16 protein-coding genes are annotated in these 17,114 nt (G+C 34.7%); 15 read left to right on the top strand and 1 reads right to left on the bottom strand.

Features of this window, described 5'->3' with window-relative positions; all coding sequences use genetic code 11:
- Positions 1-52: 52 nt before the first annotated feature.
- Positions 53-1,000 (top strand): BMP family ABC transporter substrate-binding protein, encoded by a 948-nt coding sequence (locus I5818_RS17405; RefSeq protein ID WP_058004797.1) that lies wholly within the window; start codon positions 53-55, stop codon positions 998-1,000.
- Between the two features lie 27 nt (positions 1,001-1,027).
- Positions 1,028-1,210, top strand: a complete 183-nt coding sequence (locus I5818_RS17400; protein ID WP_058004798.1) for a ComZ family protein — start codon at positions 1,028-1,030, stop codon at positions 1,208-1,210.
- Between the two features lie 126 nt (positions 1,211-1,336).
- Here I5818_RS17400 and I5818_RS17395 read toward each other — a convergent pair whose 3' ends face one another.
- Positions 1,337-1,654: a hypothetical protein gene (locus I5818_RS17395; protein WP_058004799.1), complete on the bottom strand. Its 318-nt coding sequence runs from the start codon at positions 1,652-1,654 to the stop codon at positions 1,337-1,339.
- A gap of 261 nt (positions 1,655-1,915) precedes the next feature.
- On the opposite strand from I5818_RS17395, the gene I5818_RS17390 reads away from it, so the two are divergent.
- From I5818_RS17390 to opp4C (I5818_RS17330), 13 genes are all read left to right on the top strand, one after another.
- The gene (locus tag I5818_RS17390) at positions 1,916-2,854 is read left to right on the top strand and encodes a beta-ketoacyl-ACP synthase III (protein ID WP_058004800.1); all 939 of its coding nucleotides are present in this window, start codon (positions 1,916-1,918) and stop codon (positions 2,852-2,854) included.
- Between the two features lie 139 nt (positions 2,855-2,993).
- Positions 2,994-4,229: a beta-ketoacyl-ACP synthase II gene (gene fabF / locus I5818_RS17385; RefSeq protein ID WP_071976850.1), complete on the top strand. Its 1,236-nt coding sequence runs from the start codon at positions 2,994-2,996 to the stop codon at positions 4,227-4,229.
- A gap of 192 nt (positions 4,230-4,421) precedes the next feature.
- Entirely contained in the window at positions 4,422-5,213 is a 792-nt protein-coding gene (locus I5818_RS17380; RefSeq protein ID WP_079991289.1) for a DUF2268 domain-containing putative Zn-dependent protease, read from the top strand.
- 147 nt (positions 5,214-5,360) lie between these two features.
- On the top strand, positions 5,361-6,386 hold the full coding sequence (locus tag I5818_RS17375; protein WP_071976851.1) for an ABC transporter ATP-binding protein: 1,026 nt from the start codon (positions 5,361-5,363) through the stop codon (positions 6,384-6,386).
- 5 nt (positions 6,387-6,391) lie between these two features.
- Complete coding sequence (locus I5818_RS17370) at positions 6,392-7,405, top strand: ABC transporter ATP-binding protein (protein WP_235849518.1); 1,014 nt, start codon at positions 6,392-6,394, stop codon at positions 7,403-7,405.
- A gap of 24 nt (positions 7,406-7,429) precedes the next feature.
- A complete protein-coding gene (opp4A, locus tag I5818_RS17365; RefSeq protein ID WP_078109199.1) occupies positions 7,430-9,136 on the top strand; it encodes an oligopeptide ABC transporter substrate-binding protein in 1,707 nt (568 codons plus the stop codon).
- Positions 9,137-9,179: 43 nt separating this feature from the next.
- A complete protein-coding gene (opp4B, locus tag I5818_RS17360) occupies positions 9,180-10,145 on the top strand; it encodes an oligopeptide ABC transporter permease (protein ID WP_071976854.1) in 966 nt (321 codons plus the stop codon).
- Between the two features lie 11 nt (positions 10,146-10,156).
- Positions 10,157-11,059 (top strand): oligopeptide ABC transporter permease, encoded by a 903-nt coding sequence (gene opp4C, locus I5818_RS17355; protein ID WP_071976855.1) that lies wholly within the window; start codon positions 10,157-10,159, stop codon positions 11,057-11,059.
- A gap of 267 nt (positions 11,060-11,326) precedes the next feature.
- Positions 11,327-12,355, top strand: a complete 1,029-nt coding sequence (locus tag I5818_RS17350; protein ID WP_071976856.1) for an ABC transporter ATP-binding protein — start codon at positions 11,327-11,329, stop codon at positions 12,353-12,355.
- Positions 12,352-13,341, top strand: a complete 990-nt coding sequence (locus I5818_RS17345; RefSeq protein WP_071976857.1) for an ABC transporter ATP-binding protein — start codon at positions 12,352-12,354, stop codon at positions 13,339-13,341. The genes I5818_RS17350 and I5818_RS17345 overlap by 4 nt, the downstream gene beginning before the upstream one ends.
- 31 nt (positions 13,342-13,372) lie before the next feature.
- Positions 13,373-15,103, top strand: coding sequence for an oligopeptide ABC transporter substrate-binding protein (gene opp4A / locus I5818_RS17340; protein WP_078110577.1), 1,731 nt, complete (start codon positions 13,373-13,375; stop codon positions 15,101-15,103).
- Between the two features lie 35 nt (positions 15,104-15,138).
- The gene (gene opp4B / locus I5818_RS17335) at positions 15,139-16,104 is read left to right on the top strand and encodes an oligopeptide ABC transporter permease (RefSeq protein ID WP_071976858.1); all 966 of its coding nucleotides are present in this window, start codon (positions 15,139-15,141) and stop codon (positions 16,102-16,104) included.
- A gap of 12 nt (positions 16,105-16,116) precedes the next feature.
- Positions 16,117-17,019 carry an oligopeptide ABC transporter permease gene (opp4C, locus tag I5818_RS17330; RefSeq protein ID WP_071976859.1) on the top strand — a complete coding sequence of 301 codons (903 nt, stop codon included), beginning with the start codon at positions 16,117-16,119 and terminating at the stop codon, positions 17,017-17,019.
- Positions 17,020-17,114: the final 95 nt, after the last annotated feature.

The following is a 17,114-nucleotide window of genomic DNA, read 5'->3' as shown; positions in this document are numbered from 1 at the left end:
ATTATTTCTATGAATATTAATGATAGAGCTTTAAAAAGGAGTATGCGTAAGCATGATAAAAAAGTTATTCATTATCATTGCCTGTATATTACTTTTATCAAGTTGCTCAAATAGGGTTGATAAAGGTAAACTTAACAAGGTAGGAATGTTAGTACCTGAAACAATCAATGATCAAGTCTGGGGAACAAAAGGGTATAAGGGTCTGTTGAATATCCAAAATGACTTTGATGTCGATGTCTATTATAAAGAAGGAATTGAAAACGCATCTGCCATCGAACATGCAGTCAGTGAATTTAAACAAAAAAATGTAAATTTAATTTTTGGTCATGGATTTGAGTATGCGGATACGTTTAATAAAATTGCTAAAAAATATCCTACTATTCATTTCGTTAGCTTCAATGGGGATGCAACACAAAAAAATACAACTAGTTTAAGATTTGAAGGCCATGCAATGGGTTTTTTTGGTGGGATGACGGCAGCACATATGTCAACCACAAAAAAAATAGGTATTATTGCAACACATAGTTGGCAGCCGGAAATTAAAGGATTTGTTGAAGGCGCAAAATATGAGGATCCAAATATTACCGTCTTATTAAAGTATACTGATAATTGGGATGATGGACAAAAAGCTGTAGGGCTTTTGGACAAATTATTAGATGAAGAAGTAGATGTGGTATACCCAGCTGGCGATGGCTTTAATGTACCGGTCATTGAAAAAATTAAAGAAAAAGGTCTATATGCAATAGGCTATGTTTCAGATCAATCGGATTTAGGGAAAAATACAGTTCTAACAAGTACGATTCAACAAGCAAGTAAGCTTTATGATATTGTCGCAAAAAAATATGCAGAGGGTACTCTCCAATCAGGGAATCTTTCATTTGACTTCCAAGATGGTGTAATAGAAATGGGGAAATTCAGTCCCCGGGTTGACGAAAAATTTCAAAGGAAAATGAAACGTTTTGTCAAAAAATATAAAGAAACAGGAGACTTACCAAAGTAAACGTTAGCTTGTAGGAGGAAATGAGTAATGAATCAAGACAAATCGATGGAATTTATGCAAATAGCAATGAAATACTTACCAGAGGCAAAAGAAAAATTGGATCAAGCAGGAGTGGAGATTTCCTTTGAATTGCTTCAACCTTTTATGGAATTATTCACTAAGGTGATGAATGAAGCGTATGAGCTTGGAAAAAATGATGCATTAAAATAAGTTACAAAATATTTCTTAAAGAAAAAAGCTTCCATGAAAATGGAAGCTTTTTTTAGGGATATGAAAACTCAAATTAATTATCGTCTTATAGGTACATCTGTTTTGATCAATACACTTACGCTTTTTTTATTTATCTTTTTGAAGAAATTTATTTATAATTGGAGACACTTTTTGAAACATCGGTTTCAATTCATTCAAGGAATTGAACAGATTATCCACATGATTCATCATTTTATCATAATCAATATTTTGTAATTTCGGATTATTTAAGAGATTTGATAATAAATCATCTGTTTCTTTTGGTTGATTATTTACTTGATTTATAGGGGGAGCTTGCCTTTCCCCTCTAACATTACCGAAAAACATTCTGTCAAATGGATGTACTATTCCTTCGCTATTGTCTCTAGTTTCCTCGCTACTTTCTTGAATTACTTCCTCACTCAATGGTTATTCCCTCCTTCCTTAATATTCAAATTATGCTACATACATGTCTTAAGAATAGACGAGTGTCCCGGGTATGCATTCGAATCTTGAATAGTGACAAAAAAAAATCGACCTGCTATAATTAGTAGCAGGTCATAATAATAACTATAAATGTAACCGAATAATAATATGAATTCAAAGCCTATAATAAGTTGAGCGAAAAGCAAAAAAATATAGTTTTGATTTGTCTTGTTAACACATCTATAAAGGAGATGTCTCTTTATGAATGCAGGAATCATTGGAGTAGGAAAGTTTAGTCCTGAGAGGGTATTATCTAATTTTGACTTAGAAAAGATGATGGACACATCAGATGAATGGATTCGTACAAGAACAGGAATTGAAGAACGAAGAATTGCTGATAAAGATATGAATACATCTGATATGGCTTATGAAGCTGCGGCAAAAGCGATTAAAGATGCAGGAATAGCACCTGAAGAATTAGATCTAATTCTTGTTGCAACAGTGACACCTGATCAACCTTTTCCATCAGTTGCGTGTATGCTTCAAGATCGTTTAGGTGCAAAAAAAGCGGCGGCAATGGACATAAGCGCAGCTTGTTCAGGTTTTATGTACGGTGTAGTGACGGCTAAACAATTTATTGAAACAAATGCTTATAAATATGTGCTGATTGTTGGTGTGGAGAAGCTATCTAAAATTACTAATTGGGAAGACCGTAATACAGCTGTCCTCTTTGGTGACGGTGCAGGTGCAGCGGTAATGGGGCCGGTTTCAGAGGGAAGAGGAGTATTAGCCTTTGATTTAGGTGCAGATGGATCTGGTAGAAAACACTTGTATGAAGATGAAAACAATCATATTATTATGAATGGTAGAGAAGTGTTTAAATTCGCTGTAAGACAAATGGGTGAATCATGTATTAATGTCATTGAACGAGCAGGATTAACTAAAGAGGATGTTAATTTTCTAATTCCCCATCAAGCGAATATCCGTATTATGGAAGCTTCAAGACAAAGATTGGAATTACCAATTGAAAAGATGTCTAAAACCGTTCATAAATATGGAAATACCTCTTCTGCTTCGATTCCAATTTCATTAGTTGAAGAATATGAAGCAGGAAAAATTAAAGATGATGATGTCATTGTGCTAGTTGGTTTCGGTGGTGGATTGACATGGGGTGCAATTGCACTTCGATGGGGTAGGTAACTAGAAAACTGGAACTTTCATTTATTTCGGGTTATTATGTTAAAAGTAACGAATGCTCATTTGGCATATGATTGCTATAAATGTAAGAAAAGAGCTTAAATAAAATGATAATCTTCTTGAATTGGAAGGAGATAGAGAAATGGAAAATAAACGTGTAGTTGTTACTGGAATAGGAGCAGTATCACCAGTAGGAAATGATGCAAGAACATCATGGGAAAATATCATTGCTGGTAAATCCGGTATTGGACCATTAACAAGAGTGAATGCAGAAGAATATCCTGCTAAAGTTGCTGCTGAAGTAAAAGATTTTGATATTGAAAACTATATTGAAAGAAAAGAAGCAAGGAAAATGGATCGTTTTACACATTATGCAATAGCTGCTTCAATGATGGCGGTAAAGGATGCAAACTTAACCATTAATGAAGACAATGCCAATCGTGTGGGTGTATGGATCGGTTCAGGAATTGGTGGAATGGAAACATTTGAAAATCAATTTGAAACGTTCCAAAAACGAGGATATCGTCGTGTCAGTCCATTTTTTGTACCTATGATGATACCTGATATGGCTGCAGGACAAGTATCTATTTTTCTAGGTGCCAAAGGTATTAATTCATGTACTGTAACTGCATGTGCAACAGGTACAAACTCAATTGGCGATGCCTTTAAAGTTATTCAACGTGGTGATGCAGATGTTATGATTACTGGGGGGGCAGAAGCGCCTATCACCAGAATGTCAGTAGCAGGATTTTGCGCAAATACGGCCCTATCAACTAATCCTGATGCAAATACAGCGAGTAGACCATTCGATCTAAATCGTGATGGGTTTGTCATTGGTGAAGGTGCAGGTATTCTTATTCTTGAGGAACTAGAACATGCTCTTGCCCGTGGTGCAGACATCTATGCAGAAATTGTTGGGTATGGAGCAACAGGTGATGCGCATCATATTACAGCCCCAGCACCAGGTGGTGAAGGTGGTGTTCGTGCCATGCAAGCGGCTTTAAATGATGGAAACATCCAACCAAACGAAGTTGATTATATTAATGCACATGGGACAAGTACAGAGTATAATGATAAATACGAAACTATGGCTGTAAAAGAAGTATTTGGAAAGCATGCATACAAGCTAGCTGTTAGCTCAACAAAATCAATGACTGGTCATTTGCTTGGTGCTGCAGGTGGAGTTGAAGCAATCTTTTCAGTATTGGCAATTAAAGAAGGTATGATCCCGCCTACGATTAACTTAGTAACACCGGATCCTGAATGTGATTTAGATTATGTATCAGACGGTGCTAGAAAACAAGAGGTTAACGTAGTAATGAGTAATTCATTAGGCTTTGGTGGGCATAATGCAACGATAGTATTTAAGAAATATTAATATGAATGTTTTGGACAGGATATTGATTCCTGTCCTTTTTTAGTGGTGCAGGAAAAGCATAAACTTTTTACTTCACAACCCTTATTTTACCTGTGAAATTTTGGAGATTCAAAATAATATAGGATATTTGTTGCTTTTATAGACCCCCTTTGATTATTTAGTCATAGAATAAACTGAATAGAACGAAAGAAGGTGGGTCCTATTGGGGTAATTCGTACAGATCAATGGTTAGAAGAGTTAATGGATCAACCAGAAAAAATTTGTAAGAAAATTGATCCCACAATTAAAAATTCTCGTGCCTATTATGAATATTTGCAGTTCTTTGGTATGTATCGGCCCCATAGACGCTCAAAGGATTTATTAGAAGTATTAAAGGAAAAACAGGCATGGGAGAAGATGGACCGCTATTATAAGAAATACAAAAAGCTCTGGAGCGGTCCTGAGATTGATATTTATATTTTACCTATTAACAAATACAATCATGGATTAATCCGCCAAACAAATGGAAAGTCAGGGGTTACTTTTAAAGATAAAATTTTATTTTTTATAGGTGAAATAGATGATGAAAAAGAATGGGAAGCATTATTCATCCATGAATATAATCATGCAACTAGAATGCAACATATGAAAGGGAATGCACTGAACTATACATTGCTTGACTCCTTGGTATTAGAAGGGTTAGCTGAGTATGCAGTGGAACATTATTGTGGTGAAAAGTATTTAGCAAAGTGGACCAAAGGCTATAGTGATAAGATGTTAAAAAAGTTTTGGAAAAGTGACTTTGAAAGTAGATTAACATTAAAGAAGATAAATCCATTACATGATGATTTACTTTTTGGAAGAAAGCTTGTACCCCATATGATTGGATATGCTATAGGATATAAGATAATTTCTGAATATAATAAAAAAACTATATATTCTATTAATAAACTGTTTTCAGTTCCTTCAGAAAATTTAAACTTTAGTAATATTTTTAATGATTAAACCCATAATATATGGGTTTTTTTACTATTATTCGGCAAATTGTGATATTTCAAATAAAAAAATATTGCAATTATTGTCGAACTATAATAATATACTATTTAAATATAGCAACTTGTCTGAATAATTAAGAAGTTTGAGGTGTAGCGAATGAGCACGGAAGCAAACTTAAAAAATCAATCACCACTACTTGAGGTGAGGAATTTAGAAACAGCCTTCAGTATTGAAGGCAAATTATATAATGCAGTTGATAATGTATCCTTCAGTGTGAAGCCAAAACAAATTGTTGGTGTTGTAGGAGAATCCGGTTGCGGAAAGAGTGTAATGTCCTTATCAGTAATGAAGCTTCTTCCTAAGGGAATTGGTTCAATTCGTAATGGTGAGGTTGTATTCGAGGGGAAAAATATTGCACAGATGTCGGACAAAGAAATGAATAAGATTCGTGGAAAAGATATATCAATGATTTTCCAAGAGCCAATGACATCTTTGAATCCAGTTTTTACAATTGGTTATCAATTACAAGAGACACTTTTTAACCATATGAGCATTTCAAAAAAAGAAGCGCGTGAAAAAAGCATTGCTTTATTGAAAAGTGTTGGTATCTCTCGACCAGAAAAAATTGTTGATGAATACCCGCATCAATTATCTGGTGGTATGAGACAACGTGTCATGATTGCCATTGCCATTGCATGCCAACCTAAGCTGTTAATTGCTGATGAACCAACAACAGCTTTAGATGTTACGGTTCAAGCACAAATCTTAGATTTATTGAAAGAAATCCAAGAAGTGAACGATATGGCTGTTATTATGATCACTCACGACTTGGGAGTCGTTGCTGAAATGTGTGACGAAGTAATCGTCATGTATGCAGGGAAGATCGTTGAGAGAACAGATGTTGATACATTATTTCACAATCCAAAACACCCATATACAGAATTGCTTATGAATGCAATTCCGAAAATGGATGAAGAGGTAGAAACATTAAGTACGATTGAGGGGATCGTTCCTTCGCTTCAAAAGATGCCTCAAGTAGGCTGTCGTTTTGCGAATCGTTGCCCGAAAGCAATGCCAGAATGCAAAACAATAACACCGCAGCTTGCGGAAATTGAAGCGGGTCATGAGGTTTCCTGTTTGCTTTATGAAACAAGCAAACCAAAAGAGGGGGCAATGGTTTAATGAGTATGACGGTAAATAATATTGAGGAAAAAGCCTCAAATAAAAAACTGAAAAATGGCAATCTGTTGGAGATTCAAAATCTTAAGACGTACTATCCGATTAAAGGTGGATTTTTTAAACGGACAGTAGGAAACGTTAAAGCCGTTGATGATGTGAGTTTCACGATTGGAAAAGGTGAAACATTAGGATTAGTTGGAGAATCAGGTTGTGGAAAGTCTACAACTGGAAGAACGATATTACGCTTGTTAAGTCCTACATCTGGAAAAATTATTTTCGATGGAAAGGATATTACTAATCTTTCCGGTAAGGATTTGCGCTTAGCGAGAAAAGATTTTCAAATGGTCTTTCAGGATCCGTATGCCTCGTTAAATCCGAAACAAATGGTTGGAGATATTGTATCTGAACCAATTAGAAACTTTTCAAATAAGAGTTTAAAAGATTTAAAAGACGAAGTAATGAGTCTTCTTAAACGAGTTGGTTTACCAGAGGATGCTTATTATAAGTACCCACATGAATTTTCAGGTGGTCAACGACAAAGAATCGGGATTGCGAGGGCATTGGCATTAAAGCCGAAATTAATTATTGCGGACGAGCCTGTATCGGCCCTTGACGTATCCGTTCAATCACAGGTACTGAATCTATTAAAAGAATTGCAAGACGAGTTTGACTTAACCTTTTTATTCATTGCCCATGATTTAAGTGTTGTGAAACATATGAGTGACCGAATTGGGGTTATGTATCTTGGTAATTTAGTAGAGCTTGCTGACAAGGATAGCCTATATTCTGAGCCTCTACACCCATATACACAAGCATTGATTTCTGCGATTCCAGAACCAGATCCTCGGAAACGAAAAGAGAGAATTGTTTTACAGGGGGATGTACCTTCGCCCGCTAATCCACCAACAGGATGTCCCTTTCATACAAGATGTCCCGTTGCGAAAGAGGAGTGTTCGAAGGTTAAGCCTACTTTAAAGGAGGTGAAACCCGGACATCAAGTAGCATGTATTCTATATAACTAAAGAGAAAAAATGGGGGGAAATACCTTGAAAAGAAAATCAATACTATTACTTACTGCACTAATGCTAGTTATGTCTATGTTTCTAGCAGCATGTGGTGGTAAAGAGAAAACAAGTGAATCAACTGATGGTAAGAAATCTGCTTCAAGTGGACCAAAAGATGGCGGAACAATGATTTATGCATTAGATAGTGCTCCAAAGGGGTTATATAATATTAACTTTTATCAAGACACTGTTGATGCCCAAGTTTTAGATTTTATTCAAGATGGATTAATTACATATGATGAAAATTTAAAGCCTGTGCCAAATATTGCTTCATGGGAAACAAAAGATAATAAAGTATTTAAATTCACCTTTAAAAAAGGTGTAAAATGGCAAAATGGCGAAGAATTAACAGTTGATGATTGGATTTTTGCTTTAGAAACAATTGCAGATAAGGATTATGATGGTCCTCGTTATACAAATGTTGAGACAATTGAAGGAGCACCAGCATATCACGAAGGAAAAGCAAAAGAAATTTCTGGTCTTAAAAAGATCGATGACTATAATATTGAAATTACATTCGATAAAGCTCGTGTAAACAATCTTGAAAATGTTTGGACATATCCGTTATCAAGAAAAGAATTTGAAGGTGTAGCCGTAAAAGATATGTCTGCATCACCACAAGTTCGTCAAAATCCAATTGGAACAGGTCCATTTAAAGTGACTAAAATTGTTCCTGGAGAATCAATTGAATTTGTACGTAATGAAGATTATTGGCAAGGTAAGCCACATATCGAAAAGATTGTATTAAAAGTTATTGATCCAAGTCTCGTTATTGGTGAACTTAAAAATAACCAACTTGATATGACTAATTTCCATCCAAGTAACTACGAAGAAGTGAAAAAACTTAAGAATGTAGAAATATTAAAAGCACCAGGTTTATCTTACTTCTATGTTGGCTTTAGAATGGGGACTTGGGATGGTAAAAAGAATGTAATGAACTATGATAAATATCAAAATAAAGAACTTCGTCAAGCGATGGCATATGCGATTAATCGTGAAGAATGGACGAAAGCATTCTTCTTTGGTTTAGGTAAACCAGTAAATCGTCCAGTACCAACTGCACACTGGATCGCTGCTGATGATAGTGAGTTACCAAATCAATACGAATATGATCCAAAGAAAGCTGAAGAATTATTAGATAAGGCTGGTTACAAAGATGTTGACGGAGATGGTTTCCGTGAAGATCCGAAAGGTAAGAAATTCGTAGTTAACTTCAGTCACTATGCAACAGATAATCCAACATTTGAAGCACGTGCAAAAGCACTTACTCAATATTGGGAAGCAGTTGGCTTAAAAACAACATTAAAAATGATCGATTCTAACCTATACTACGATATGCTTGAAAAAGCTGATAAATCAATGGAAGTATTCTACGGAGGTTGGAGTACTGGTACAGACCCAGATCCATCTGGTCTTTGGACTTCTACTGCACTTTGGAACTATCCACGTTGGGTTAACGAAAAGAATGATCAATTGTTAGCTGATGCATTAGATGTAAGCATTGTAGGTACAGATCAAGAAAAACGTAAACAACTATATGTTGAATGGCAAAAGCTTGTCAATGAAGAATTACCAATGATTCCGATTGGTGAAACTGATGAGGTTTATGCAGCTAGTAAACGTCTTCATGGTTTAACTTTAGATGTATCAGGAACAAACAGCCCTCATGAATGGTGGCTTGAACAATAATTATTTTATTTATCTTAAGCTGTAGCAGATAAGGAGAATGAACATGTTGAAGTATAGCATTAGAAGAATATTGGCCATGATTCCAATGTTACTCCTTATCTCCATTGTGGTTTTTACCCTGGCACAATTAATGCCAGGGGACTCCTTCAGTGGAGAAATAGATCCTAATAATACAAATCCGGAATATATTGAGCAAATGCGAGAAAAATTAGGGTATAATGATCCGATTTATGTTCAATATTTTCGTTGGATTTCAGATTTTGTTCAAGGGGATTTTGGGAAGTCTACGCGTTATAAAATGGCGGTTTCAGATGTAATTGGTGATAGATTGCCTAATACAATATTTTTAGGATTAACATCTTTAGTAATAACTTATATACTAGCTTTTTTAATGGGTTCCTATGCAGGAAGAAAACCTCATACATTAGGGGATAACTTAATAGGTGGGTTAAATTATCTTGGGTTAGCAATACCTTCGTTTGTAGCAGGTGTTTTCGCAATTTACTTTTTCTCATTCCAATTGAATCTGTTTCCTTCAAATGGCTCTGTTGATATTACAGTAACTGATGGAACAGTGGGATATTGGTTAAGTCGTTTTCATCATGTGATTTTACCAGCATTAATTCTCGGTTTATTAAGTACCGCAAGTTATACTCAGTTTTTGCGAAATGATATTATTGAAAATAGCCGCAAAGATTTTGTTCGTACTGCGAGAGCAAAAGGTACAAAAGAAAATAAAATCTATAATGTTCATATTTTAAGAAACTCAATTATTCCATTAATAACGTTTTTAGGTTTTGATATTGTATCAATTATTAGTGGAGCAATTATTACAGAAACAATTTTTACTTATCCTGGACTAGGTCAATTATTTATCGAATCAGTAACTACAAGTGACTATCCAGTACTAATGACTTTGACAATGATGTTCTCGTTTTTAACATTATTCGGGAATTTAATTGCTGATATATTATACGGGGTCGTAGATCCACGAATACGTTTAGAATAGGGGGGAATGACATGGAAACTGTAACTGAGAAAACAAATCAAATTATGACTAGCAAACCAAAAAGTGCTTCTCCATGGGCAATAGCTCGGAGAAAATTCATGAAAAATAAACTTGCAATGATCAGCTTAATCTTTTTATTAATCGTAATGGTCATTTCTATCATTGCACCATTTATTACAACACAGGACATAACAAAGGTTAATATAAGCCAGATGTCACTTTCCCCTTCTTCTGACCATTTTTTAGGAACTGATAAAAGTGGACGAGATGTTTTTACAAGATTATTGTACGGTGGTAGAGTATCATTATTAGTAGGTTTATCATGTACATTCTTAGTAATATTATTTGGTACCCTTGTTGGTTCAATAGCAGGATACTTCGGTGGAATAGTTGATAGTCTTCTCATGCGTTTTGTCGATTTTGTATTGAACTTCCCGTTTCTTGTTTTCGTTATTGTATTAAATACTATACTATTTGGAAAAGTTTCTGGCCTTTGGGTCTTAATAATTGTCATCAGCTTTTTAAGTTGGGGTGGAGTTGCACGTATTGTACGAAGTAAAATATTAGCAGAGAAAGAAAATGAATATGTATTATCATCCGTATCAATCGGATGTTCATCCTCAAAAATAATTATTAAACATCTACTACCAAATGTTTTATCTACAATTATTGTTCAAGCTAGTATCACATTTGCATCGATGATTGTTGCAGAAGCAGGGTTAAGTTATTTAGGATTTGGTGTACCACAAGAGGTTCCTAGCTGGGGGAATATGTTATCCTCATCAAAAGAGCCAGATGTTTTACAATATAAAACTTGGATTTGGGCACCACCAGCTATCATCATTACGTTAACCATTCTTTCTATCAACTTTATTGGTGAAGGGTTGAAAGATGCACTTAATCCGAAATCATAAAAATAATTCCCAACCATATTTGGTGGGGATTTTTTTTGTTCATTTACAAATTTACAAATAGTTTCTATTATTTTTAATCCCTCTTTATTCTGTGTTTATTACTACATAAATCTATAAAATCCTACAAATAACCAATTTATTTCAATATAATAAACCTTCAATCTAGTTTAAAATTTTAAAAAAGTCTTGCAAATGTAATCGTATTGTAATAATATTTTATTCAAATATAATAACATTCAGAATAATTAATGAGTTTGGGGTGTATACATGGAGACAAAAACTAACATTGATATCCAGACACCAATCTTACAGGTGAAAAACTTGGAAACTGCGTTCATGATAGATGGCGAACAATATAATGCAGTAGATAATGTATCGTTTACTGTAAAACCAAAGCAAATTGTCGGAGTAGTAGGTGAATCTGGATGTGGTAAAAGTGTAATGTCCTTGTCCGTCATGAAGCTGTTACCAAAAGGAATTGGATCTGTTCGAAATGGTGAGATTGTTTTTGAGGGGAAAAACATTGAACATTTATCTGATAAAGAAATGAACAAAATACGTGGAAAAGATGTTTCAATGATTTTCCAAGAACCAATGACATCATTAAATCCTGTATTCACCATCGGCTATCAACTTCAGGAAACCCTCTTTAATCATATGAAAATTTCAAAAAAAGAAGCAAGGTTGAAATCAATAGCTTTATTAAAAAGTGTTGGTATATCTCGTCCTGAAAAAATTGTTGATGAATACCCACATCAATTATCAGGTGGAATGAGGCAGCGTGTGATGATTGCAATTGCAATCGCATGTCAACCAAAGCTATTAATTGCTGATGAACCAACAACCGCTTTAGATGTAACAGTACAAGCGCAAATTCTAGATCTATTAAAAGAAATTCAAGAAATCAATAATATGGCGATCATTTTAATTACCCATGATCTTGGTGTTGTTGCAGAAATGTGTGATGAAGTAATAGTAATGTATGCAGGGAAGATTGTTGAAAGAACTGATGTTGATACATTATTCCATAACCCAAAACACCCATACACAGAGTTATTAATGGGAGCAATTCCTAAAATGGATGAAGAAGTAGAAAAATTAAGTTCAATTGATGGTATCGTTCCTTCACTTAAAAACATGCCTCAAGTAGGTTGTCGTTTTGCTAATAGATGTCCAAAAGCATTACCAGAATGCAAAACTATATCACCACAATTAAAAGAAGTGGAGTATGGTCATGAGGTATCTTGCTTGCTGTATGAAACAAGCATACCGAAAGAGGGGTCGAAAGTTCTATGAGTAATACAGCAACAAAAAATAAAGAGAAATTATTAGAGATTCAAAATCTAAAAACGTATTATCCAGTAAAAGGCGGGTTTTTAAGAAGAACAATTGCTGAAGTTAAAGCAGTTGATGATGTGAGTTTTGTGATTAATAAAGGTGAAACTTTAGGATTAGTTGGTGAATCGGGATGTGGAAAATCTACTGCAGGTAGAACGATTTTGAAATTATTAAATCCTACTTCTGGAAAAATAATTTTTGATGGAAAAGATATCACCAATCTTGGAGGCAAAGAGTTACGACTTGCAAGGAAGGACTTTCAAATGGTATTCCAAGATCCATATGCATCTTTAAATCCAAAACAAATGGTGGGTGATATTGTTTCTGAACCGATAAGAAACTTTACTAGCAAAAGCATGAAAGACTTGAAACTCGAAGTGTTGGAATTATTACAAAAAGTAGGTTTACCTGAAGATGCTTATTATAAATATCCACATGAGTTTTCAGGGGGACAAAGACAAAGGATAGGGATTGCAAGGGCATTAGCATTAAAGCCAAAACTAATTGTTGCTGATGAACCAGTATCGGCTTTGGATGTTTCTGTACAGTCGCAAGTTCTAAATCTATTAAAAGAGTTGCAGAATGAATTTGATTTAACCTATCTTTTTATTGCTCATGATTTAAGCGTGGTAAAACATATGAGTGATCGAATCGGGGTAATGTATCTAGGAAATTTAGTAGAAATAGCTGATAAATCTAGTTTATATGCAGAACCACTTCATCCATATACTCAAGCATTAATTTCAGCTATTCCTGAAGCTGATCCACGCAAACGAAAAGAACGAATTATTCTCCAAGGGGATGTACCTAGTCCTGTTAATCCCCCGTCTGGCTGTCCGTTTCATACAAGATGTCCTGTAGCGAGAGATGAATGTTCAAAAAGAAAGCCTTCATTAAAGGAGGTGAAGCCGGGACACCAAGTGGCATGTGTACTCTATGAATAAATGAAAAGAATAATATTTGGGGGGAAAAACATTGAAGAAAAAATCCATATTAATATTGGCAGCACTGATGTTAGTGATGTCAATGTTTCTTGCTGCCTGTAGTGGCAAGGAAAAGACAGGAACGAGCGATAGTGGAAAAGGCAAAGATACAGAAAAACAAGGCGAATCTGCTAGTGGTCCACAAGAAGGTGGAACGATGGTTTATGCCCTTGATAGTGCACCAAAAGGTTTATTCAATATAAACTTCTATAAAGATGCGGTTGATGCTGAAGTTATTGACTTTTTTGATGATGGTTTAATTACCTATGATGATCAATTAAAACCTATTCCTAAGATTGCTTCTTGGGAAACTGATGATAATAAGGTATTTAAATTTACATTTAAAAAAGGCGTTAAATGGCATAATGGCGAAGAATTAACAGTTGATGACTGGATATTTGCAATTGAAACACTTGCTGATAAGGATTATGAAGGACCTCGATATGAAAATGTAAAAACTATTGAAGGTGCTGCAGCTTATCATGATGGTAAAGCAAAAGAAATTTCAGGTTTGAAAAAGATTGATGATTATAATATTGAAATTACATTTGATAAAGCTCGTGTGAATAACTTAGAAAATGTTTGGACATATCCTATGTCAAGAAAAGAATTCGAAGGTGTAGCTGTAAAGGATATGCTTGAATCACCACAAGTAAGACAAAATCCAGTTGGTACTGGTCCGTTTAAAATAAATAAAATTGTTCCTGGTGAATCAATTGAATTTGTACGAAATGATGATTACTGGCAAGGTAAACCACATATTGAAAAGATTATTTTAAAAGTAATCGATCCGAGCCTTGTCATTGGAGAATTGAAAAATAGTCAATTGGATATGACTTCATTCCATCCAAGTAACTATGAAGAAGTACAAAAATTAGATAATGTGGAAGTATTAAAAGCTCCAGGATTATCTTATTACTACGTAGGTTTTAGAATGGGTACATGGGATGGAAGTAAAAATATCATGAATTACGATAAATATCAAGATAAGAAACTACGTCAAGCAATGGCTTATGCAATGAATCGTGAAGAATGGACGAAAGCTTTCTTCTTTGGCCTAGGTAAGCCAGTAAACCGTCCGGTTCCAACTGCACACTGGATTTCAGCAGATAATAGTGACTTACCTAATCAATATGAATATGATCCTGAGAAAGCTAAGCAATTACTGGATGAAGCAGGATATAAAGATGTTGATGGAGACGGTTTCCGTGAAGATCCAAAAGGGAAAAAATTTGTTGTAAACTTTAGCCATTATGCGACGGATAACCCAACATTTGAAGCACGTGCCAAAGCACTTACACAATATTGGGAAGATGTAGGTCTTAAATCTTCTTTAAAAATGATAGATTCAAACCTTTATTATGACATGCTTGAAAAAGCAGATAAATCTATGGAAGTCTTCTTTGGTGGTTGGAGTACAGGTGCAGATCCAGACCCTTCTGCTACTTGGACATCAGATGCATTATGGAATTTCCCACGTTGGGTAAATAAAGATAATGATCAATTATTAGCAGATGCGTTAGATGTTAGTATTGTTGGTACTGACCAAGAAAAACGTAAACAATTATATGTTGATTGGCAAAAACTTGTCAATGAAGAAGTTCCGATGATTCCAGTTGGTGAAGTGGATGAAGTTTATGCTGCAAGTAAACGTTTGAAAGGATTAACTTTAGGCGTAAATGGAACAAATAGTTCTCATGAATGGTGGTTGGAACAGAAATAATCTACAAGATGTTGTAACAGATAAGGAGAATGAGCATGTTGAAGTATAGTATTAGAAGATTATTAGGCATGATTCCAATGTTACTCCTTATCTCCATTGTTGTGTTTACCCTGGCTATGTTAATGCCAGGGGATCCCTTCGGTGGAGAAATTGATCCAACAAATACCAGTCCTGAGTATATTGAACAGATGCGTGAGAAATTAGGATATAATGATCCAATATATGTACAATATTTTCGCTGGATTTCAGATTTTGTTCAAGGAGATTTTGGAAAATCAACCCGTTATAAAATGGCTGTAACCGATGTGATTGGAGAACGGTTGCCGAATACAATATTTTTAGGATTTACCTCTCTAGTAATTACATATATTCTTGCATTTATAATGGGATCCTATGCAGGGAGAAAACCATACACAATCGGTGATAATCTGATCGGTGGTTTAAACTATCTGGGGTTAGCCATTCCTTCTTTTGTTGCAGGTGTTTTCGCCATTTATTTCTTCTCATTCCAACTAAATTTATTTCCATCGAATGGATCAGTTGATATTACAATAACTGATGGAACATTTGAATACTGGTTAAGTAGGATTCATCATGTTCTCTTGCCTGCAATTATTCTAGGTCTTTTAGGTACGGCAAGCTACACTCAATTTTTACGGAATGATATTATTGAAAACAGTCGAAAAGACTTTGTTCGAACGGCAAGGGCAAAAGGAACAAAGGAAAGCAAAATCTATAATGTTCATATTTTAAGAAATTCAATTATTCCACTAGTAACTTTTTTAGGTTTTGATATCGTAAATCTTATTGGTGGAGCAATTATTACTGAATCAATATTTACATTTCCTGGAATAGGGCAATTGTTTATTGAATCAGTAACTACTAATGACTATCCTGTGTTAATGACATTGACAATGATGTTCTCGTTTTTAACCCTGTTCGGGAATTTAATTGTTGATATATTATATGGAGTCGTAGATCCAAGGATACGAGTGGAATAGGGAGGATATGGCATGGAAATTGTAACGGAAAAATCTAATCAACCTCTTGGCAAAAAACCAAAAAGCCATTCTCCATGGGCCATTGCTCGAAGGAAATTTGTCAAGAACAAATTAGCTATGGTTAGTTTGGTATTTTTAGTCATTGTGGCTGTCATCTCTATACTAGCGCCATATATAACAACGCAAGATATCTCAAGGGTTAATATAGGTCAAATGTCATTATCTCCATCTTCCGAGCATTTTTTAGGAACAGATAAAAGTGGAAGAGACGTTTTTACTAGATTGCTGTATGGTGGACGGGTTTCCCTATTAGTTGGATTGTCCTGTACTTTTTTAGTAATTTTATTTGGAACAATCGTCGGATCTATCGCTGGTTATTTTGGTGGCGTCATTGATAGTATTTTAATGCGCTTTACAGATTTTGTACTAAACTTTCCATTTATGGTATTTGTTATTGTGTTAAATACGATATTATTTGGTAAAGTGTCTGGAACTTGGGTTCTAATTTTGGTAATTAGCTTTTTGAGTTGGGGTGGGGCAGCACGGATTGTGAGAAGTAAAATACTTGCAGAAAAAGAGAATGAATATGTTTTGTCTTCTGTCTCAATTGGCTGTTCTTCTGTTAAGGTAATTATGAAGCATCTATTGCCTAATGTGCTTTCTACAATTATCGTTCAAGCAAGTTTAACATTTGCTTCCATGATTGTCGTTGAAGCAGGATTAAGTTATTTAGGATTTGGAGTACCTCAAGAAGTTCCTAGCTGGGGCAATATGTTATCTTCATCAAAAGAACCTGATGTTTTACAGTATAAAACATGGATATGGGCACCTCCCGCCATTATTATTACCTTGGTAATTCTTTCTATTAACTTTATTGGGGAAGGTTTAAAAGATGCATTAAATCCAAAATCATAATAATGTAAAACTCCCACCAGTATGGTAGGGGTTTTTTATTTTTATTATAATTTTATTTAACAAAATTACATTATCATTATTCTGTTAGGTTAGGA

This window comes from Heyndrickxia oleronia, from assembly GCF_017809215.1.
Classification (GTDB): Bacteria; Bacillota; Bacilli; order Bacillales; family Bacillaceae_C; genus Heyndrickxia; species Heyndrickxia oleronia.
Note: the sequence above shows the minus strand (reverse complement) of the source record. Positions and strands in the feature narration are given on the sequence as shown.